16 protein-coding genes are annotated in these 20496 nt (G+C 59.9%); 7 read left to right on the top strand and 9 right to left on the bottom strand.

What is annotated here, in order from left to right; genetic code table 11:
• Nucleotides 1-34: 34 nt before the first annotated feature.
• The 4 genes from ACTG4B_RS04030 to ACTG4B_RS04015 all read left to right on the top strand — a co-directional run bounded on the left by ACTG4B_RS04030 (nucleotide 35) and on the right by ACTG4B_RS04015 (nucleotide 4343).
• A complete protein-coding gene (locus tag ACTG4B_RS04030; protein WP_439154400.1) occupies nucleotides 35-586 on the top strand; it encodes a helix-turn-helix transcriptional regulator in 552 nt (183 codons plus the stop codon).
• Between the two features lie 121 nt (nucleotides 587-707).
• Complete coding sequence (locus ACTG4B_RS04025; RefSeq protein ID WP_439154399.1) at nucleotides 708-1178, top strand: DUF2271 domain-containing protein; 471 nt, start codon at nucleotides 708-710, stop codon at nucleotides 1176-1178.
• Between the two features lie 14 nt (nucleotides 1179-1192).
• Complete coding sequence (locus ACTG4B_RS04020) at nucleotides 1193-3400, top strand: PepSY domain-containing protein (protein WP_439154398.1); 2208 nt, start codon at nucleotides 1193-1195, stop codon at nucleotides 3398-3400.
• Nucleotides 3381-4343 carry an FAD:protein FMN transferase gene (locus tag ACTG4B_RS04015; RefSeq protein ID WP_439154397.1) on the top strand — a complete coding sequence of 321 codons (963 nt, stop codon included), beginning with the start codon at nucleotides 3381-3383 and terminating at the stop codon, nucleotides 4341-4343. The genes ACTG4B_RS04020 and ACTG4B_RS04015 overlap by 20 nt, the downstream gene beginning before the upstream one ends.
• A 54-nt stretch (nucleotides 4344-4397) precedes the next feature.
• Here the strand turns inward: ACTG4B_RS04015 and ACTG4B_RS04010 are convergent, their stop codons facing one another.
• Nucleotides 4398-5291 (bottom strand): cation diffusion facilitator family transporter, encoded by an 894-nt coding sequence (locus ACTG4B_RS04010; RefSeq protein WP_439154396.1) that lies wholly within the window; start codon nucleotides 5289-5291, stop codon nucleotides 4398-4400.
• A 211-nt stretch (nucleotides 5292-5502) separates the two neighbouring features.
• Here ACTG4B_RS04010 and ACTG4B_RS04005 point away from each other — a divergent pair, with 211 nt between their 5' ends.
• The 3 genes from ACTG4B_RS04005 (at nucleotide 5503) to ACTG4B_RS03995 (ending at nucleotide 10884) form a co-directional block, all read left to right on the top strand.
• Entirely contained in the window at nucleotides 5503-6051 is a 549-nt protein-coding gene (locus tag ACTG4B_RS04005; RefSeq protein ID WP_439154395.1) for a manganese efflux pump MntP, read from the top strand.
• A 135-nt stretch (nucleotides 6052-6186) separates the two neighbouring features.
• Nucleotides 6187-8022, top strand: a complete 1836-nt coding sequence (locus ACTG4B_RS04000) for a PHA/PHB synthase family protein (RefSeq protein ID WP_439154394.1) — start codon at nucleotides 6187-6189, stop codon at nucleotides 8020-8022.
• Between the two features lie 162 nt (nucleotides 8023-8184).
• Entirely contained in the window at nucleotides 8185-10884 is a 2700-nt protein-coding gene (locus ACTG4B_RS03995; RefSeq protein ID WP_439154453.1) for a cation-translocating P-type ATPase, read from the top strand.
• A gap of 2 nt (nucleotides 10885-10886) precedes the next feature.
• On the opposite strand, the gene ACTG4B_RS03990 is transcribed toward ACTG4B_RS03995, so the two are convergent.
• From ACTG4B_RS03990 to ACTG4B_RS03955, 8 genes are all read right to left on the bottom strand, one after another.
• Nucleotides 10887-12650 (bottom strand): SLC13 family permease, encoded by a 1764-nt coding sequence (locus tag ACTG4B_RS03990; RefSeq protein WP_439154393.1) that lies wholly within the window; start codon nucleotides 12648-12650, stop codon nucleotides 10887-10889.
• A 130-nt stretch (nucleotides 12651-12780) separates the two neighbouring features.
• Nucleotides 12781-13170 (bottom strand): carboxymuconolactone decarboxylase family protein, encoded by a 390-nt coding sequence (locus tag ACTG4B_RS03985; protein WP_439154392.1) that lies wholly within the window; start codon nucleotides 13168-13170, stop codon nucleotides 12781-12783.
• A gap of 95 nt (nucleotides 13171-13265) precedes the next feature.
• On the bottom strand, nucleotides 13266-13961 hold the full coding sequence (urtE, locus tag ACTG4B_RS03980; RefSeq protein WP_439154452.1) for an urea ABC transporter ATP-binding subunit UrtE: 696 nt from the start codon (nucleotides 13959-13961) through the stop codon (nucleotides 13266-13268).
• Nucleotides 13961-14704 carry an urea ABC transporter ATP-binding protein UrtD gene (urtD, locus tag ACTG4B_RS03975; RefSeq protein WP_439154391.1) on the bottom strand — a complete coding sequence of 248 codons (744 nt, stop codon included), beginning with the start codon at nucleotides 14702-14704 and terminating at the stop codon, nucleotides 13961-13963. Before urtD ends, urtE begins: the two co-directional genes overlap by 1 nt.
• Nucleotides 14701-15864, bottom strand: coding sequence for an urea ABC transporter permease subunit UrtC (gene urtC / locus ACTG4B_RS03970; protein ID WP_439154390.1), 1164 nt, complete (start codon nucleotides 15862-15864; stop codon nucleotides 14701-14703). The genes urtD and urtC overlap by 4 nt, the downstream gene beginning before the upstream one ends.
• A 117-nt stretch (nucleotides 15865-15981) precedes the next feature.
• Nucleotides 15982-17916, bottom strand: a complete 1935-nt coding sequence (gene urtB / locus ACTG4B_RS03965) for an urea ABC transporter permease subunit UrtB (RefSeq protein WP_439154389.1) — start codon at nucleotides 17914-17916, stop codon at nucleotides 15982-15984.
• 58 nt (nucleotides 17917-17974) lie between these two features.
• Nucleotides 17975-19264 carry an urea ABC transporter substrate-binding protein gene (gene urtA, locus ACTG4B_RS03960; protein ID WP_439154388.1) on the bottom strand — a complete coding sequence of 430 codons (1290 nt, stop codon included), beginning with the start codon at nucleotides 19262-19264 and terminating at the stop codon, nucleotides 17975-17977.
• A gap of 276 nt (nucleotides 19265-19540) precedes the next feature.
• The gene (locus ACTG4B_RS03955) at nucleotides 19541-20461 is read right to left on the bottom strand and encodes an alpha/beta fold hydrolase (RefSeq protein ID WP_439154387.1); all 921 of its coding nucleotides are present in this window, start codon (nucleotides 20459-20461) and stop codon (nucleotides 19541-19543) included.
• Nucleotides 20462-20496: the final 35 nt, after the last annotated feature.

Genomic DNA, 20496 nt, shown 5'->3' with positions numbered 1-20496 from the left:
GACTTTGGTTTAGGGGTTTCGCGGGGGTTATCAGATGGCAGAGAGGTCATCCGGGCGCAATGCAGCCGCGCTGACACAGGACCGACTCGAGCGATTGACAACTGCGATGGCGGTGATTCAGTTGGTGTGCGGCCTTGGCTTTGCCGTCGATCTGGTTCTGGAATTTCCCGACCCCCGCACATGGGTCTACCTCACGCCACAAGCCTTGATGCATCTTCTGTCGGAAACCGCGATCATGATCCTGTTGTTGATCGGTTTCGCGATTGCGCGGCAGGCGCAGCGGTTTCTTGCCGTGCAGCGTGACCGCATGGCGCATGATCTGCAATCGTTGCGGGGGGATTTCGACCGCATCTTGCATGCGCAGTTTGATGACTGGTCTTTGACGCCAGCCCAGCGTGATGTCGCGCTTTTGTGCCTGCGCGGGTTACGTATATCCGAAATCGCAGAGCTGCGCGGATCGGCCGAAGGCACGATCAAGGCGCATCTGAGCGCGATTTTCCGCGCGGCAGGCGTGCATACGCGGGGCGAATTGATCGGCGTCTTCATGGATGCCTTTATCGACCACGGGGTCGCGTCGGCCCCGTGAACAGGCGGCCTGTGCCGCGGCCGCCAAACTGACGTCAAGCTGACGTTCTTACCGGTAATTCGTCAGGAAACGCTCAGGCACATGCCCGACAACAGGATCACCCTGATATGGAGATTCTGTGATGAAAAAGACCTTTGCCCTCCTTGTGCTGACCACAGCCCTGACCGCGCCCGCGCTTGCTTTGGCCAAGCCGGTGACCTTTTCTGTCGATCTCAAGCGCTATGGCGGTGACGGGGCGTATCTGGCGCTTTACCTCACCGATCCATCTGGTGCCTATGCAGGCAGCCTCTGGGTGGCCGGCAGGAAATCAAAGTATTACAAGCATCTAGAAGGCTGGTATCGCGCCACGAGCGGCAACAAGCGAGAGATCGACGGGATCACCGGTGCCAGCGTGGGGCAAGGTCGCAGCCTGGAGATTACGCTCGACCTCAGGGATGCGCTGTTCGACGCTGGCTATGTGTTGCAGATCGACGCTTCGGTTGAGGACAAGCGCGATAGCCCGCGTGAAATCATGCTGCCGCTGACAGCCGAGAATTCCGGTATCGCTGTCCCGGGCGGGCGATACATCAATTCTGCACGCTTCGATTACTGAAGAAAGGCGCGGCCATGATGCGTATCCTTCACCGTTGGCCCGGTCTTTTGGCGGCTATTGTTGTGTTCGTGCTCGCGCTGAGCGGTGCGGTACTCTCGATATATCCGACGCTTGATCGTCTGACCGCACCACAGGCGGCGTCTGGGTTGGATGTTGCCAGCCTTGCCGCGCGCGTCCAGCGGATCTATCCCGGGATAGAGGAAATCCGGCGCAGCCCCTCTGGTAAGATTGCAGCTTATTGGGTTGCAGATGGCAGCTATGGGTCCGGCGTGATAGACCCTGCCACCGGGCAAGCGGTTGCAGGTGTAGACCCGTCACCGACGGAACGCTGGGTGACGGACTTGCACCGGTCGCTTTTCCTGGAAGATACAGGGCGCTGGGCTGTCGCGGCAGGGGCGGCGGCAATGTTGTTGCTGGCCGCGTCGGGTGCGGTGCTGGTGGCGCGGCGCGTGGGCGGATGGCGCCGGTGGTTCGCGCCGATCAAAGGCGCGCTGACCGGCCAAATACATGTCGAACTTGCCCGGGTGGCGGTCGTCGGCCTTGTGTTGTCGTCCGTCACGGGCCTGTGGATGACGGCCGAAACCTTTGATCTTATCACACTGCACACGGCCGAAACCGGCACTTTCGCGGCAGATCAGAGCGGGTCGCCGATGCCGGTCGGCCGGATCGCCGTGCTGTCAGATATGTCCGTGAGCAGCCTGCGCAGCCTGACATTCCCCGATCCCACATGGCCTGGTGATACGCTAAAGGTGGAAACTGCCGGCGGTGTCGGCCAGATCGACCCTGTGACCGGCACGATGCTGGATTGGGCCGATGGGACACGGGGGCAAAAAATATCAGAAACGATCTATATGCTGCATACCGGACAAGGGGCGGCTGTGCTGGGTCTGTTGCTGGGCCTGATGGCGCTGGCAGCCCCGGCGATGGCGGTGACAGGTGTGGCGATCTGGTGGGCCGGATACCGCAGACGGCCGCGCATCCGCGGCAGCGTCAGGCCCGGCAAGGCTGCGACCGTTATTCTTGTCGGCAGCGAGGGGGGCAGCACCTGGGGGTTTGCCGCAACACTTGCGCATGATCTGATTGCTGCGGGTCAGTCGGTGCATGTTGGCCCCATGTCTGGCTTCGCACCTGATCGGTACGGTCAGGCCGCGCGCATCCTCGTGCTGGCCGCCACCTATGGCGATGGTGCGGCACCGTCCTCGGCGCGCGGGTTCCTTGACCGGATCGCCGCGCTGGATACCCCGCCGAAGGCGCCACTGGCCGTGCTGGGTTTTGGTGACAGCAATTTTCCCGCCTTTTGTGCCTTTGCCCGCGAGATCGAACACGCAGCGCACCAGGCAGGCTGGGCGCAGCTTCTTCCTCGGGGGACGGTGGACCGTCAATCGCCGCAGGACTTTGCCCGCTGGGGCCGCGGTCTGGGTGCGGCGATGGGTGTGACGCTGGAGCTTGTTCACCGGCCGGTCCGGCCTGCCAGTCACGCGTTGACCCTGCTGTCGCGTCGCGATTACGGGGCCGAGGTTCAGGCGCCGACCGCGATCCTGCGCTTTGCGCTGCCACGTCTGTCGTTGTGGCAACGGTTGGCGGGGCATGGGTTCGGCGGGTTCGCCGCAGGCGACCTGATCGGCATCTTGCCCGAGGGCGCGGATCTGCCCCGGTTCTATTCGCTGGCCTCTGCCCGTCGGGATGGCTTTGTCGAGATTGTCGTGCGCAAGCAGCCGGGAGGTGTGTGTTCCGGCCAGTTGATGTCGCTTGTTCCGGGGGCGAGCGTGCGCGCCTTTGTGCGCCGCAACCACACATTCAGGCCCGGCGCAGGACGCGCACCGCTGATCCTGATCGGCGCGGGCACCGGCGTGGGGCCGCTGGCGGGGTTCATCCGCGCCAACGCGCGGCACCGCCGCATCCACCTTTTCTTTGGCATGCGTCACGCTGACAGTGACTTTCTTTACCAAGAAGAACTTCACCAATGGGGGGCGGAGGGGCGTTTGACAATCTTGTCCACCGCGACATCGCGTGATGCGCAACCACATTACGTGCAGGACGCCTTGCGCGCGGATGCCGCACAGGTGGCTGCGGCCATCCGGGATGGCGCGCGGGTGATGGTCTGCGGCGGCCGCGATATGGCGGCGGGCGTCGCTGCGGCGCTCGAGGACATACTGGTGCCTGTGGGACTGACACCCAAAGCCCTGAAAGCAGAAGGACGCTATGTCGAAGATGTCTATTGATCTTGTGCGCCACGCGCTGAATGGCCCGACAATGGGCACCCGCTGGTCGGCTCTGTTCCATGCGGCGCCGGGTTTCGATCCGGGCCCTGTGCAGGCTGCCTTGCAGGCTGCGGTGGCAATTGTTGACGCGCAGATGTCGACGTGGCGACACGACAGCGATCTGATGCGCCTGAACGCCGCGCCGGTGGGTGCGTGGGTCGATCTGCCCGCGCAACTGGCCGAGGTTCTGGCGCTGGGGCTTGAAATCGGGCGAGCGTCGGATGGGGCCTTTGATATCGGGATGGGTGATGCTGTCACGGCCTGGGGCTTTGGCCCCGACCGTGCTGCGCCTGATCGTATCCAGGCGGCCATGTCGGCCGCAAGATGCCCGGCCCACGCGCAGCTTGAGCTGGACGGCCTGCGCGCGCGCAAACGCGGACCTTTGGTGCTTGACCTGAATGCGATCGCCAAAGGCTATGGCGTGGACAGGCTTGCTGCGGTGCTGGCGGGGTTTGGCATTGCCAACGCGCTGGTCGGCATCGACGGTGATATGCGCGCCATGGGCCTGCGACCCGATGCAAACGGCTGGGGCATTGTGGTTGAGATGCCAGACCCCGATCGCCGCGCGCCACATTCCGTGCTGGCCTTGCAGGATGCCGCGGTCGCCACGTCGGGGGACTATCGTCATTGGATCAATGTTGGCAGTCAGCGCCTGGGCCACACGATGGATCCCCTGCGCGGTGCGCCGGTCGGGTCCACGCCCGCGTCGGTCACCGTGGTTGCCCGCACCTGTGCAGAGGCCGACGCCTGGGCGACCGCGCTGATGGTGCTGGGCGTCGCGCGGGGCACCGCATTGGCCCGCGCACAGGGCATTGATGCACTTTTCCTGCTGCGCGATGCTGACGGGGCGATCACACAAAGCAGCACGTCCGGTCATATCCTCTCGGACATAAAGACCGGGTAAGCGGCCGTTCCTACGCGCCGGAAATGCCCTGCGCCGCCGGCTGGGGCGCATCATTCAGATATCGTGACAGGCACCTGACCGTTCGCAGGGCGTGTGTTCCAACTGGACAGTGACGTGACCGATGCCAAAGTCATGCTCCAGCGCGTTTGTAGCGTGCCGCAGGAAGGCGTCCGAGTCGTCGCCGCGCCAGACCAGATGCACCGCCAGCGCCGTGCGCGTCGTCGAGAGCGCCCAAATATGCAGGTCATGCACATTTGTCACGCCGTCCTGCGACACGAGCCAATCGATGACGGCCTGCCGGTCAATTGCATGGGGCACGCCATCAAGTTCCAGCCGCAGTGAATCGCGCAACAGGCCCCAGGCCGTCCATGCAATCAGGATGCTGACCGCAATCGCCACCGCCGGATCAAGCCAGTGCCAACCGGTCGCCATCATGCCCGCAGCCGCCAGCACCACCGCACCCGACACCGCTGCATCGGCCGCCATGTGCAGAAATGCGCCTTTGGCGTTCAGATCGTCCTTTTGCGATTTCATGAACAACAGCGCCGAGCCGGTATTCACGCCGATCCCCACAAGCGCGACCAGCAGGATTGTCAGCCCTGGCAGCGCGACGACGGTCTGAAAACGGTGCGCGGCTTCCCAGATCACGATGACGACGCCGATCAGGATCGCAGTTGCGTTCAACATTGCAGCAAGGATCGTGGCGCGGCCATAGCCGAAGGTGTAAGTTGCTGATCCTGGATGCCTGCTCAGCACCGCCGCCCCCCAGGCGATCAGCAACCCGGCCACGTCAGTCAGATTGTGCGCGGCATCAGCCAACAGCGCAAGCGACCCTGTCAAAAGCCCAAAGATTACCTCGATGATCACGTAAACTGTGTTCAGCCCGACGGCCCAGCGAAAAGCCGGGCCGAGATCGGTGGGGGGCGTGTGTGCATGGTCATGCGCCATTGGTTAATTTTTCCCGTTGGAGCGTGCAGTATCTCTGGAGAATGCGGTCGGGCAGGTCAAGTCGCTGACCGACCGCGGCGTCAATGCGCGTATCCTTGCCGTGTGATTTCTTGCGAAGTGGTCTTAATCAGAATGTCGCGAAAGCGGCACAGGTCCAGACCAAAGATCAATTTACTGGCAGCAGGCGATGACCTTAATTAGGATTCCCTAAATGATCATGCAATTATTCCTTTTGGGTGTCGTGATTGGCGCAAACAACTTTGCGACTGCGCTGACACTGGGCGCGCTTGGTCATGAGATCAGGCGCTGGCGCATCATCCTGATGTTCGGATTGTTCGAATTTTGGGTGCCCTTGATCGGTCTTTGGCTGGGCCGCAATGTCTCTGCTCTTGTGGTCATGCAAACCGACTGGTTCCGTCCGTTGCTGCTGGCCGGGCTTGGGCTGTGGATCATTTTCCAACTTTTGCACAGTCCCCCCGACAAGCGGATCAAGCAGCGATGGCTGTCGAGTTGGCGGGGTCTGATCATGTTGTCGGCCTCGCTGAGCGTTGACAACCTGATCATCGGGTTCAGCCTTGGCTTGGGCGACACGCCGGCCATTGTCATGGCTGCTGTCATCATGGCCTTTTCGGTCAGTTTTACCTGGTTAGGCCTGAAGATTGGCGCCAATGCAAAACGCCATCACGCCGTGCTGGCCGAAGCCAGCGGTGCGGCGATCTTGCTGGGTATGGCAGGGATGGATCTGTCCGGTTGGTTCTAGGGGCGGCGGGGTGCTTAACCCGCGTTAATGCCGCGCAAACCGCAGTCAGGGATCGTTAGACCGAACGGGTGACCCAATGGCCCGCCGCCGCGACATGGGCGGACAAGCGATGCCGCGTGCCCGAAGGGGAACACAATGCCAGAGACAAAAACCGACGCCGATAAACCACCCGCACCAAGCCCCGAGGAAGCGCGTAGCGGATTGGACGCAGAGCCACCCGAAATTCTGCATCGGTCGCCGATCGAGGCACCTGACCGTTACAGCACCAAGAGTATGGACCGGGCGGCGAATGCGCATCTGGCCCGGTTCACGTTGGGAGTTTCGCCCTACGGCCTGATTTCAACCGGCGTGACCTGGTGGACCCATCTGAGCGGATCGCCGGGCAAACAGTTGCAGCTGGTTGAAAAGGCCACGCGCAAGGCGATGCGCCTTGCGGTCCATGCCGGTGAACTGGCCCGCCACCCCGACGCACCTCCTTGTATTGAACCGCTTCCTCATGATCATCGGTTCGAGCACGAAAACTGGCATCAATGGCCCCATAACCTGATCTATCAGGGTTTCTTGCTGACCCAGCAGTGGTGGTATAATGCCGCCAGCGACATCGAAGGGCTAAGCGATCGTGAAGAGCAGGTGGTGTCCTTTATTAGCCGTCAATTATTGGATTTGATCTCGCCCTCCAATTTTGTGTTCACAAACCCCGAAGTCGCGGCGACCACCATGCACGAAGGGGGCGCAAACCTGGTACGGGGGTACCAGAATTTTCTGGAGGACTGGGAACGCGCCATTTCGGGGGAATTGCCCGTCGGCACCGAAGAATACCTGCCCGGTCAGGCCGTTGCAGTGACCCCCGGAAAGGTCGTCTTTCGCAACCGCTTGCTGGAGCTGATCCAATACGCCCCGCAAACCAAGAAAGTCAAAGCTGAACCGATCCTGATCGTCCCTGCCTGGATCATGAAGTACTATATCCTTGATCTCAGCCCCGATAATTCCCTGGTGAAATATCTTGTGGCGCAAGGATTTACCGTTTTCATGGTTTCATGGCGAAACCCGACAGCCGAAGACCGCGACAAGGGCATGGTCGATTATTTCGATGCCGTGGCAGAGGCGATTGATGCCGTCACAGCAATCGTGCCAGACCAAAAAATACACGGTATCGGGTATTGTCTGGGAGGCACGCTGATGGCGGCCAAGGCGGCGCAAATGGCACGAGACGATGATGATCGGCTGGCCACGCTGACGTTGTTCGCCACGCAAACGGATTTCGAAGACCCCGGTGAGCTTCAGTTGTTTGTCAGCGAAAGCGAAGTCGCCTTTCTTGAGGATATGATGTGGGATCAGGGCTATCTTGATACCAAACAGATGGCCAGCGCGTTTCAGTTGCTGCGGTCCGCCGACCTGATCTGGTCCCGTTACGTGCACGAGTATCTGATGGGCCGCCGGCAAGAGATGTTCGATCTGATGGCCTGGAATGCCGATGCGACGCGCATGCCCTATCGTATGCAGAGCGAGTATCTGCGCAAGATATTTCTGGGCAATGAACTGGCCGAGGGCAAATACCTTCTTTACGGAAGTCCCATTACCGTGGGCGAAATTGACGTGCCGATCTTTTGTGTTTCGACGCTCTCGGATCACGTCGCGCCATGGCAGTCGGTCTACAAGATCCACCTCTTGGCCGATACGCAGGTCACCTTTGTGCTGACGAATGGCGGACATAATGCGGGGATCGTTAGCGAGCCCGGCCATCAAGGCCGTGAATTTCGGATAAAATCGACCGGAGCGGACCAACCTTATCTTGCCCCCGAGGACTGGCAGGCAACTGCCGATCAACAAGAAGGGTCATGGTGGCCCGCATTGGTCGCATGGTTGTCCGAACGGTCCAGCGGTGAAATTGCCCCACCAAAGATGGGTGCTGCCAAAGGCCCCTATCGTCCGATTGAAGACGCCCCCGGAACATATGTGTTCCAGCTGTAATTCCACCGCCGCGCCATTTCGACCCTTGTCGCGTTGGCCGCGGACATCATAGCGTTTTACCAAGGTTAATGCGTCAGCATGGCGGCGGGTTTTTGATGACAGTCAAGGCAGGGTCAAAGATCGTGATCTGTCGGTAGGAAGTCGAGGAAGTTATCGTTGCCGATGGATGAAATGCAGGCCCCTTTCGCAATGCCCACCGAAGACGTGTCGCGTCAGCTGAAAACTGACCCTCAATCCGGTCTTGACGACGACGCCGTCGCAAAGCGGCTTGAACGCCATGGGCCGAATAAATTGCGCGAGAAAGAACGCAAAAGCATCTTTGCGATCCTTGGGCACCAATTTGCAAGCGTGATTGTCTGGCTTCTTGCGGTGGCGGCCGCGTTCTCATTTGCCCTTGGGGATCGCGCCGAAGGGATCGCCATCATTTGCGTATTGTTGATCAACGGTGCCATCGGCTTTTTCACCGAATTGCGGGCGGCCCGATCAATGGAGGCCCTGATGCGCATCGCAGATGTGCGCACGCGGGTTCGCCGCAATGGCACGGAAAAAATGATCGATGCCCACGAAATTGTGCCGGGGGATATCGTCGTGCTGGAATCCGGCGATATCGTAACCGCCGATATCAGGCTGATTAAGACATCCAATCTGGAAGCTGACGAATCCGTCCTGACCGGTGAATCGACTACGGTCAGCAAGTCGGTTGACCCCGTTGCCGAGGATGCAGGCGTCGGGGATCGGACAAGTATGGCGTTCAAGGGAACAGCCATCACCAAAGGGTCCGCCGACGGTATTGTCGTCACAACCGGCATGGACACCGAAATCGGCCGGATCAGCCACTTGGCGCAAAGCGCCGAAGGCGAAGCATCGCCGCTTGAACAGCGGTTGGACCGGCTGGGACAGCGGCTGGCTTTGCTGACGCTTGTTCTGGCCGCGCTGACGATCGGCGCAGGTGTTCTGCGCGGGCACGAGATTTCGGAAATGATCCAGACGGGCGTGGCGCTGGCCGTGGCCGCTGTTCCCGAGGGTTTGCCGGTTGTTGCAACGCTCAGCCTTGCGCGGGGTATGTGGCGGATGAGCGCGCGTAATGCATTGATCACGCAACTGTCGTCTGTGGAAACGCTGGGGGCGACAACGATCATTCTGACCGACAAGACCGGCACTTTGACCGAAAACCGGATGACAGTTGTGCGTTACTTGCTGGATGAGACCGATGTCGCAGTGGATGGCAACGATACCGATCAGCCTTTTCAGGCCGATGAAGGGTCAATTTCCCCTGATGATAATGACCCGCTTGCATGGGCGCTTCGCGTGGGGGCACTGTGCAACACCGCAGAAATGGGTGACGGTAGCCGGCAAGGTCAGGTTGGCGACCCGATGGAAGTCGCGCTTTTGCGCGCGGCCGAAAGCGCGGGCTTTGGGCGCGACCGGCTGGATACGGATCTGCCTGAAACCCGCGAACACGCATTCGACCCTGATCGCAAGATGATGGCCACTGTTCATCGTGACGATGACGGCTATCGGTTTGCCGTCAAAGGTGCACCCGAGTCCGTGATCGAGGTTTGCACCGGGGTCATGGACAGGAACGGTGATATTTCGGAACTGGATAGTGCCGCCAAGGAACGCTGGATGGAACGGAACACCACCGCCGCGCAGGATGGTTTGCGGCTGTTGGCGCTGGCAACAAAACGGGTTGGGGATGAAAGCGCCGAGCCTTATCAGGACCTTGTTCTTTTGGGGATGGTCTGCCTTCTGGATCCGATCCGCAAGGATGTGCCGGATGCTATCGCGGCCAGTCAGACGGCAGGTGTGCGGGTGGTCATGCTGACCGGTGATCACGCCGACACTGCCCGCACAATCGCAGAAGATGCAGGGTTGGGCGATGGCGACCTGACGGTGATTGAGGGACGCGAACTGGCGCAGCTTTCGGTCGATGACATTGATGATGACCTGCGCGCCCGAATCCTCAAGGCAGATGTTTTTGCCCGCGTTGCACCGGAAACCAAGCTGACGCTGGTGGCGATCTATCAGCAGGCAGGCCATGTCGTCGCCATGACGGGCGACGGCGTCAACGATGCACCCGCCCTGAAAAAGGCGGACATCGGGATCGCAATGGGCCAACGCGGCACAGAAGTGGCCAAGCAAGCCGCGCATATGGTGCTGCGCGACGATGCCTTTTCGACGATCATCGCCGCCATGCGACAGGGACGTGTCATATTTGAAAACATCCGCAAATTTGTCGTTTACCTGATGTCCTGCAACGTCAGCGAGGTGCTGGTCGTCGGGCTTGCCGTTGGTGGCGGATTGCCTACGCCGCTGCTGCCGCTTCAGATACTTTATCTGAACCTGGTCACCGATGTGTTTCCGGCATTTGCGCTCGGGCTGGGACGGGGGGATCAGAATGTGATGAAGTCCCCGCCGCGCGACCCACGGGAATCTATCGTGGACCGGCCTCATTGGATCATGATTGCGGTGCTGGGAAGTGCGATCACGGTGGCGACACTGGCGGCGTTTGGTCTATCACTATTCTGGCTGGGCCTTGAAGTGGGGCCGTCCGTGACCGTCGCGTTTTTGACGCTTGCGCTGGGCCAGCTTTGGAATGTGTTCAATCTGCGCGATCCGGCCGCTGGTGTCCTGCGCAATGACGTCACGCAAAACCCGTATGTCTGGGGCGCGATTGCGATCTGTCTTGGTCTTGTCGCGGCCGCCCTTTGGCTACCAGCGCTTGCCGGGCTCTTGAGGCTGGAATCGCCCGGTCATGTGGGGCTCATGCTTGCGGCCGGGGCAAGTTTTGTGCCGCTGGTGCTGGGGCAGCTTTGGGTTGTCACCGCAGGGCGGCGCACAGTCACCAAGACCAAGGATTAGGATCAGCCCCAGATCATTGGTACCAGCACCAACAGCAGCCCAATCGAAATCATCGTCAGCGGCGTTCCGGCGCGCACGTAATCGAAGAACCGATACCGCCCAGCGTCATAGACCAGCAGGCAGGCGGGTTCGAGCGGAGAGATGAATGACATGGATGCTGAAAGCGTCACAAGAATTGCCAGCATGCGCGGGTCAAGGCCCAGCCCGTTGGCCGATGCCACGGCGACGGGGATCACCGTCAGGGCGGCGGCTGCATTCGACATCGGCTGCGTCAGGATGACAGTTATGATGCTGAAACCGGCCATGGCCGCAACCGGGCCAAACGGGACACTGATCGTCACGATGTGTCCTGCCAGAAAATCTGCCGCGCCACTTTGTTGCATCGCCAAACCAAAACTGGACATTCCAGCGATCAACACAAGAAGGCGCCATTCGATGAATCTGTAAGCCTCGGCCATGCTGATATTTCCCATCAGAACGATGCAAAGCACAGCCAGCAAAAAGGCAAGCGACAAGGGAATCAGGCCGATCGCGCTCGTCAGAACTGCCAGTCCCATGATGCCCAGTGTCATAAACCCTTGCCGGGGTGTCACAACGGCCCTTTCAACCCGGCTTAGGACGCGAAGATCGGAATTGCCGCGCAAGGCCGCGACATCGTGTTCCGGCACCTGCAAGAGCAACACATCGCCCGCGCGCAACGAAAGGTTTTCGATCCGGGCAGGGCGGGTCCGATAGCGCCGGTAAACCGCCAGAACGATACTGCGATACCGGTCAAAGAACCCGATCTGCCGCAGGGATTGACCCACCAGTCGTGACTGCGGCGTCACCACCGCCTCGACCATGATCTGTGTCGCCTCGTTCTGGTATCGGTCGGAAAAATGAACATCCGGTTCCAACATGAAATCTGACGATTTCTTGAGCTTCAAGAGCCCATCTTGCGTTGCGCTGACAATCAGTTGGTCGCCCTTGCGCAGCTTGCGGGAATGGTGCGCGCTCAGTCGCTCACCGTTCCGCACGACGGCCAGCAAATCAGTGTCCAGCCCTTCAAAGTCAACGTCGCTGATGACGCTATCGATGGCCGTGGACTTGTCTGGCAGGCAAAGTGCAGTGAAAAAGCGGCGCGGCTCGGTCGATTTTTCAGGTTCCACCGGGCGTCGGTCGGGCAACAGGCGCAGGCCCGGCCCGACAAGCCAGAGCAGGCCAACGACCGTAATGATGGCACCGACCCAGATGAATTCGAACACCGAAAAAGGCGCCAGGCCAAGGCGTGACACCATGCTGCTGCCCGCAAGGTTTGCCGAAGTGCCGATCAGCGTGCTTGACCCGCCGAGCATGGATGCAAAGGCCACCGGCATCAGCACGCCACTTGCGCTGATCTGGGCCCTCCGTGCCGTTTCGACGGCTGCCGGCATCAGGATCGCAGTTGTGTTGGTATTGCTGAGCAGGGCGGAACTGCCTGCCGAGACACACAAGAGCGCAAGGATCGACCGGCGCTTTTTGCGTTTGCCGATGTGATGCGCAGCCTGTCCCAGCCAATCCATCACGCCAGCCTTCACGATTGCCCCGGCAAGCACCATGATTGCCGCCAGGACAATGATGATTTCATCCCCGAACCCACCGAACGCTTGCGTGGGCGTCAGGATGCCGGTTGCGATCAGCGTCGCAACGATGCCAAGCGCGATGACATCGACTGACAACCATTCGGTTGCAAACAGGGCCATGGCCACGATCAGAAGTCCAAGAACGATTGCGATTTCCAACGTCATGGCCTGACTGGTCCCCGGATCCTGCGGTGTTTGTCAGGGCAGGGTCACATGTCCGGGCAGCTACGCATTGACCACGATCAAAAGGGCCCGCGATGCGATTGCGGTCCATAATACATGCGCGATGACAAGATTACAGCAATCCTTCTTCTTCCAGCACCTTGCGGGCAGACCGGAAACACTCGATCGCCTGTGGCACACCACAGTAAATCCCGATGACGTGAATGATGGCCCGGATTTCATCCACCGTGACACCGTTGCGAAGCGCACCACGGCAGTGCAGTTCCCATTCGTGCATCTTGCCCAACGCGCCGATCATCGACAGGTTCATCATGGAACGGGTCTTGGCGTCGATCACGTCATCGCCCCAGCCAAATCCCCAGCACCAAGCGGTCATCGCTTCCTGAAAGGGGCGATTGAAATCATCGGCGGCGGCAAGGTTCTTTTCGACATACTCAGCGCCCAAGGTTGCCTTGCGCTGTTCAAGCCCTTTTTTGAACAGATCCTCATCGAATGTCGTCATGCGATCCTCGCTTTTATATCGTGGCGGTTGGCCGGGATGTTACACGGGGTTGCGCAGGCGTAAAGATGCTGTGTGGACGGGGCGAACAGACCTGCCTAAAGCGCGAGTTCCGCGAGCAGGGCTTGTGCTGTCACATCGGCCTTGGCTGCACGATGCTTGACTTCGCCGCGTGTGATCACCACGAAACGGTCGGCCAGTCCAAAGGCGAAATCAAAATTCTGTTCAACCAGAACGATGGCCATGTCACCTTTTTCGCGCAGCAGACTGATCGTGCGGCCAATCTGCTGGATGATATTGGGCTGGATGCCTTCGGTCGGTTCATCCAGAAGCAGGATCTTGGGACGGGTCATCAGGGCGCGGGCGATGGCGAGTTGCTGTTGCTGACCGCCTGACAAGTCGCCACCGCGCCGGGCCTTCATATCCAGCAGGACAGGGAACAGGCGAAAAATCTCTTCTGGGATTGCGCGATGCTCTTTGGGCAGGCAGGCGAATGCGGTTTCAAGGTTTTCCTGCACGGTCATGAGGGGGAAAATCTCGCGGCCCTGCGGGACATAGGCGATGCCTGCGCGCGCCGCGCAAAAGGCCGAGGGATGGTTTAGTGATTGTCCATCGACGGTCAGCGCCCCCCCTGAATAGGGGTGCCGCCCCGATATCGCCTTGAGCAGGCTGGTCTTGCCCACACCATTGGTGCCCATGACGGCGGTAACTTCGCCAACCTTCGCGGCGAGGTCGATGCCATGCAGGATCTGGCTTTGTCCATAATGCAGGGTCAGGTTTTCAACGGTCAGCATCATCCGCGCCCCAGATAAACATCAATCACGGTCTGGTTGGCGGTCACATGGTCCAGACTGCCTTCTGCCAGAACCGATCCTTCGTGCAGAACAGTCACCTTACAGTTCAGACGCCGGACAAATTCCATGTCATGCTCCACGACGACGACAGCGCGGGTTTTCGCCGCGCGTTTCAAAAGGTCGGTGGTGTGTTCGCGTTCGGCCGTGGTCATCCCGGCGGCCGGTTCATCCACCAAAAGAAGACGGGGATCCTGTGCCAGCAACATCCCGATTTCCAGCCATTGCTTTTGCCCATGGCTCAGGTCGCCCGCGCGCCGGGGCAAGCTTTTGGTCAGGCCGATCTCTTCTGCGATTTCTGCAATCCGGGCGGCACCCGCCGTGGTCTTTTTGTAAAACAGGACAGAAAACGGCCCGCGCGGGTTATTCAACGCCATGGCGAGGTTTTCACGCACGGTCTGATTTTCGAAAATGGTAGGTTTCTGAAACTTGCGCCCGATCCCCGCCATCGCGATTTCGCTTTCGGACATGCCCAACAGCGAAATGCTCCGCTCGCCCCAGATCACGCGGCCTTCGTCCGGTTTGGTCTTGCCCGTTATGATGTCCATGAAAGTTGTCTTGCCGGCGCCATTCGGGCCGATGACGGCACGCAATTCGGGTTCGCCGATCTGGATCGACAGGTTGTTGATAGCGCGGAACCCGTCGAAACTGACCGAGACGCCGTCCACTTCCAGCAATGTACTCATGACGGTTTCCTGACCAGATAATCGAACAGGCCGCCGATGCCCTTGGGAAAGAAAAGGGTCACCGCGACAAATGAGAGGCCCAGCAGAACCAACCACCAGTCGGTCCATTGGATCGTGTAAAAACCCAGGTCGATGGCCGGCGCGCCGCCACCGGTAAACCAGCTGGACAGAAGCGACACGAAGCCCGCCCCGATGACCGCCCCGTAAAGTCGCCCCCGCCCGCCGATGGCGACCCAGACGGCAAGGTAGATAGACGCGATTGGTGCAATTTCGGCGGGGTTGATGATACCGGCCTGTGGATAATACAGCGCGCCCGCGATGCCCGCGACGATGGCTGTCAGCGTAAAGACGAACAGTTTATAGCTTTCCACATGGTAGCCAAGAAAGCGCACGCGCGCCTCGTCATCGCGGATCGCCTTGATGACACTGCCCATCTTGCCGGACACGACCCACGCGAAAAGCAAGTAACCCAGCGCGAGCGCAAGTGCAGAAGCATAGAAGAACGCAAGCGAGATGGTCGACTGCGGCGTCGTTTCGAAACCGGGGATGTTTTGCAAACCGGACAGGCCATTGTTCCCACGTAGGCCGCTGTCATTCTGGAACAGATAGAGCGACAGCGCCAGCGTGCCCGCTTGTGTCAGGATTGACAGGTAAACGCCGGTGACCCGGCTGCGGAAAGCCAGCCAGCCGAAGACCAGCGCCAGCAACCCCGGGATCAGCACAACCATCAGTAATTGCAGGCTGAGACTGTCGGCAAAGGCCCAGAACACGGGGAATTCTGAACTGCCCACGACCCCGAATATCTGGTTGCCGATGGCATCGCTGACTTCCTGTGGGGTGGGCGGGATCGTCTGGTTGGCAAGGCTTTCGAGCACGATTCCTTCGGTGCGGGCATACATCAGCCACATGCCGATGGCATAGCCGCCGATCCCGAAAAAGGCAAAATGCCCAAGTGAGAGGATGCCGCAATAGCCCCAGACGAGATCCATCGCGATAGCGACAAGGCACAGGCAAAGTGTCTTGCCCAGAGTTTTCACGAAAGAGGTGGAGATGATCCCGACCCCGGCGTCTGACAGGATGGTCACGCCGATTGTGAAAAGACCGAGCGCCAGAAGAAACCACAGGACAGAGGGGTTTTGCGCGATGAAGCTGCGGTTCATGGGCGGTCCCCTTTGTGGTGGGGGTTTTGCGCCGCGCTGCGCGCGTCGCCGCGCTGGAGGGGCTTTGCCCCTCCAGACCTCCCCAAGGTATTTTTGAACAGAAGAAGGATCATGGTGTCAGTCCGCTGCCGCCCGCCCCTTGAGAGCGACGATGCCCTTGGGCCGGAATTGTATGAAGAGGATGATGAAGAGGATCATATACGTTTGCGCGGCAAGCGTGTTGGACGGGTTGAGCCATTCGATGCCTTTTTGCAGGAAACCAATGAGCGATGCGCCGGCAAGTGTACCCCAGACATTGCCGACGCCGCCGACGACCACGGTCATGAAGGATTGCACGATGTAGTCAGCCCCCATTTCAGATGTGACCTTGGCATACAGCCCGATAGCCACCCCGGCGATTCCGGCGATGCCGGACCCCAGCCCGAAGGTCAGCATGTTGATCCGGTCGGGGTTGATCCCCATGGATGCCGCCATGCCGGGGTTCTGGGTGACGGCGCGGACCTCTAGCCCCAGACGTGTGCGTTTGAGGACGTAAAGGATCAGCCCGAGGAAAATCAGTGCCAGCACGAAGATGGCAATGCGGATATAGCTGATCTGGATCACATCCGAGAACACGAGTGCGCCGTCCAGCCATTCCGGCGATGTCAGTGGTCGGGCCTGGGTGCCAAAGATGTTCTTGGCCAATTGTTGCAGCGCGATTGAAATGCCGAAGGTCGCAAGCAGGGTTTCCAGGGGCCGGTGGTACAGATGCCTGATCACCAGCCGTTCCATTGCGACGCCTGCGCCGAATGTAATGGCAAAGGCCAGCGGCAGGGCAACAATGATCGAGACTGTGTAATCGGGTACGAAAAGCTGCACGACATAGCCGGTGTAGGCCCCCATCATGATGAATTCACCATGCGCCATATTGATGACCCCCATGACGCCAAATGTGATGGCAAGGCCGATCGCGGCAAGGAAATAGATGGACGCCAGCGAAAGCGCATCCAGTGCGAGGTCCGCCGTCTGACCTGCCGCGACGCGGGTTTCTACAGATGCCAGCGCGGCTCGCGCGGCATCTGTGATGGCGGTGTCGCTCTCGATGTAGGTTTGAAAGAAGGTAAACTCTGCCAGGGCCGCATCGCGGTCCGTCGTGGTGACCAGCGGTGGCACTGAACCAGCGGTGGCAAGTGCGGCATAGGCACGTGCCCGGTTGGCATCGCTATCCAACTGCGCGACAGGGATGCCCCCAACCCGCCCGTCGACCACATTTGCATCAAGTGCGGCGCGGATCACCGCAGCAGGTGTGCGCGGTGCGGCCAGATCCACCGCGACCAGCAACGCATAGGCCTCATCGGTGGACATATCCTGGCCGGGGATCAGCACGGCTGCAATGTTTCGATCAGTGGGCAAGTCTTTCGCAAGTCCCGGCTCGGTGGCCAATATCTGGTTCAGCACCGCACGCGCGGCGACGCTGGTGTCGGTGGACAGGCTGGCGATGGCGGCAATCCGCTCAGCGCTGTTTTCAGCAAAGCTGGCCGACAGGAAATTTGCCAGTTGGGTCTTGCGGGCGCGCAGCGTTGCATCTGTTTCACCTGAGATAGAGGCGCGCAGAGGGCCAAGCTGGTCCGCTTGCGGGCGACGCGCGATCGATTCTACAGCTATGCGCCGCCTGTCCACATCGGGATCGGTCAGTTGAAACTGGACAAGGGCGGTCCCGATCACCCGACGCACACCACCATTGGGCTTGATCTGGGTAAACCCATCCTTTGAGGTGGTGCTCTGCGCACCGCTGACCAGATCTGTCAGTATCAGCGTGGCGCCCTGTTCCTCGGCGATGAAGAAAAGACCGTCAGCGCGCTGCCAGACGGATTTGTCCTGCCAGCTTTCCAGAAAATCTGCGGTGCCTGCAAGGCTTGCAGCCGCCAGATCATCCAGCACCGCGCCGACAGTCTGGCGGCCAGGATCCGCGACCTCATCCGCGTGGCTTTGCAGGATGAATTGCAGGTCTTGGGCATGTCCCTGTTGGGCAAGGCCAAGCCACAGGGCAAGGATAAGAAACACGCGATGCATGGGGTGCTTTCGGTCTGCGGGGATGCGGGCACAGGATGATCCTGCGCCCGACCGTTGCTTAGTAGTTTGAGGTCAGCTGAACGCAGGTTTCGGTTTCGGTGTTATACATCCCGCAACCAAGGGTCTGCCAATCAGAGGTGAGGACCGCCGATTCAGGCAGGAAGTCTGTCCATGCGTCACCTGCCACTTCGCCGGTCTGGCTGATGATATCAAACTGGCCGTCTGCCTGAATTTCACCAATCAAGACTGGCTTGGCCAGGTGATGGTTCGGCAACATGACGGCGGTGCCGCCTGTCAGGTTCGGGAATTCCTGACCATACATGGCGTCACGCACGGCATCGACATCGGTTGTGCCGGCATCCGTTACCGCGTTAACCCACATGTTGAAGCCGATGTAATGGGCCTCCATCGGGTCATTCGTGACGCGGTCTGCACCGGCGAACGCCTTCCATGCTGCGATGAATTCGGCGTTGGCGGGGGTGTCTGCGGACTGGAAATAGTTCCATGCGGCCAGGTGACCGACAAGGTTGGACGTATCCAGGCCCGACAGTTCTTCTTCGCCCACCGAGAATGCGACGACGGGAATGTCATCGGCAGAGACACCGGCAGAGGCCAGTTCCTTGTAAAACCCGATATTGGCGTCACCATTGATGGTGGAAATCACGCCGACCTGCTTGCCATCGGCGCCCAAGGCCACGACATCGGCCACGATGGTTGCCCAATCGGACTGACCAAAGGGGGTGTAGTTGACAAAGATATCATCGGCGGAGATGCCGTTATCCTGCAGATATTGCTCAAGAATATTGTTTGTTGTGCGCGGATAGACATAGTCGGTTCCCAGCAGCGCGAATTTTTCGACGCCGAGTTCCTCCAGAAAATAATCGACTGCGGGAATCGCCTGCTGGTTTGGCGCGGCCCCTGTGTAGAACACATTCTTGGAGCTTTCCTCGCCCTCATACTGAACGGGATAAAACAGCAGTCCGTTCAGTTCCTCGATCACGGGCAGCACGGATTTGCGCGACACCGACGTCCAGTTGCCAAAGATCACGTCCACTTCCGACACGGTCAGCAGTTCGCGCGCCTTTTCAGCGAACAGCGGCCAGTCGGATGCCGGATCGACCACGACGGCCTCTATCTCGCAGCCCAGAAGGCCGCCCGCCGCGTTTTGCTGTTCGATCAGCATCAGCATGGCGTCTTTGAGCGTGGTTTCGGAAATCGCCATCGAGCCGGACAAAGAGTGCAGCACGCCGACCTTGATCGGATCGGCGCAATCCTGCGCGGTTGCCATGCCGGTTGTCGTCAGCAGGGCAGCAAGAGCAGACGCTGTTAATAATTTCTTGTTAGTCATCGAAAATATCCCCATTTCGTCGCCGCGGTGCCATATCTTTGGCCAAACCCAGATGCTAACAGGGGCCCGCAACAGTGATGTTGTCGTCGCGCGGCGGGAGGTTTCTGCCAGGAAAGCCCGCTGCGCGGCATTGCTTGTCCTTATCGGACGTCCATTTGGTAATCGCTGCAACGCAGCGAGTCTCAACTCGCGCGCCCGAAATTCAGGCAAACGCTGTCAGATGCAATATTCTGCGCCGCTCACAGTGCGGATGCCCGTAAATTGGGCGATGCGGAATCACTGTTCCGTGATCGACGCAAAAAAGCTGCGCCATGCGGCAATCACCAGCTCCGGGCATTCTTCGGCCAGATAGTGCCCGCCGGGCAAAGCCCAGCCGCGCACATCGACTGCCCGTTCCTGCCAAAGCGCAAGGCAGTCGAACTGCGCAGCGATCACGCCGTCCCTGCCCCAAAGCGCAAGCAGGGGCATCCTCAATTTGCTGGTGTCCGCGTCGTCATGGGCGATGTCGATGCTGGCGGCGGCGCGGTAGTCCTCGCATGCGCCATGGATCGCTGCCGGATCGGCAAAGCAGGTTAGATATTCATCCAGCGCCTGTTGCACGAAGGGAGTCAGTCCGGCCAGGCCCGACCCGCATTTGGACAGCCAGAAAAACGCGGGGTCCGGTGCGATCAGGGTTTCGGGAAAGGGATGCGGCAGGGTCAGCCAGTACCAATGCCAATACGCATGGGCAAAGCTGCTGCCTGCGTCGCGATACATCTCGCGCGTGGGGGCGATGTCCAGCGTGGCAAGTGCGCGCACGCGGCCCGGGTGATCGGCCGCCAGCCGATGCGCCACGCGCGACCCGCGATCATGCGAGCCGACAAGGAACCGATCGTGCCCCAGCGCATCCATCACGGCCAGAACATCGCTTGCCATCGCCCGTTTGGAATAAGGGGTGTGGTTTGCATCTGTTGCCGGTTTGAATGATCTGCCGTAGCCGCGCAAATCGGGGCAGATTACCTGATAATCGCGCGCCAGATCAGCGGCTACCGCATGCCACATTGCCGATGTCTGCGGATACCCGTGTAGCAAGACTACGGGTTGGCCCGAACCGCCGATACGGCAAAAAACGCGACCTTCGGAAGTATCAAAGACACGTTCCTTGAACCCGTCAAAAAACGTTGGGGCAACAGGGGCGGATGCGGCAGCAGGATGCATTGGGGGCCTTCATCAAGGGGGTTTGCGTCAATCTT

It is taken from the genome of Yoonia sp. (genome assembly GCF_965660735.1).
Classification (GTDB): Bacteria; Pseudomonadota; Alphaproteobacteria; order Rhodobacterales; family Rhodobacteraceae; genus Yoonia.
This window is presented reverse-complemented; position numbering and strand designations above follow the sequence as displayed.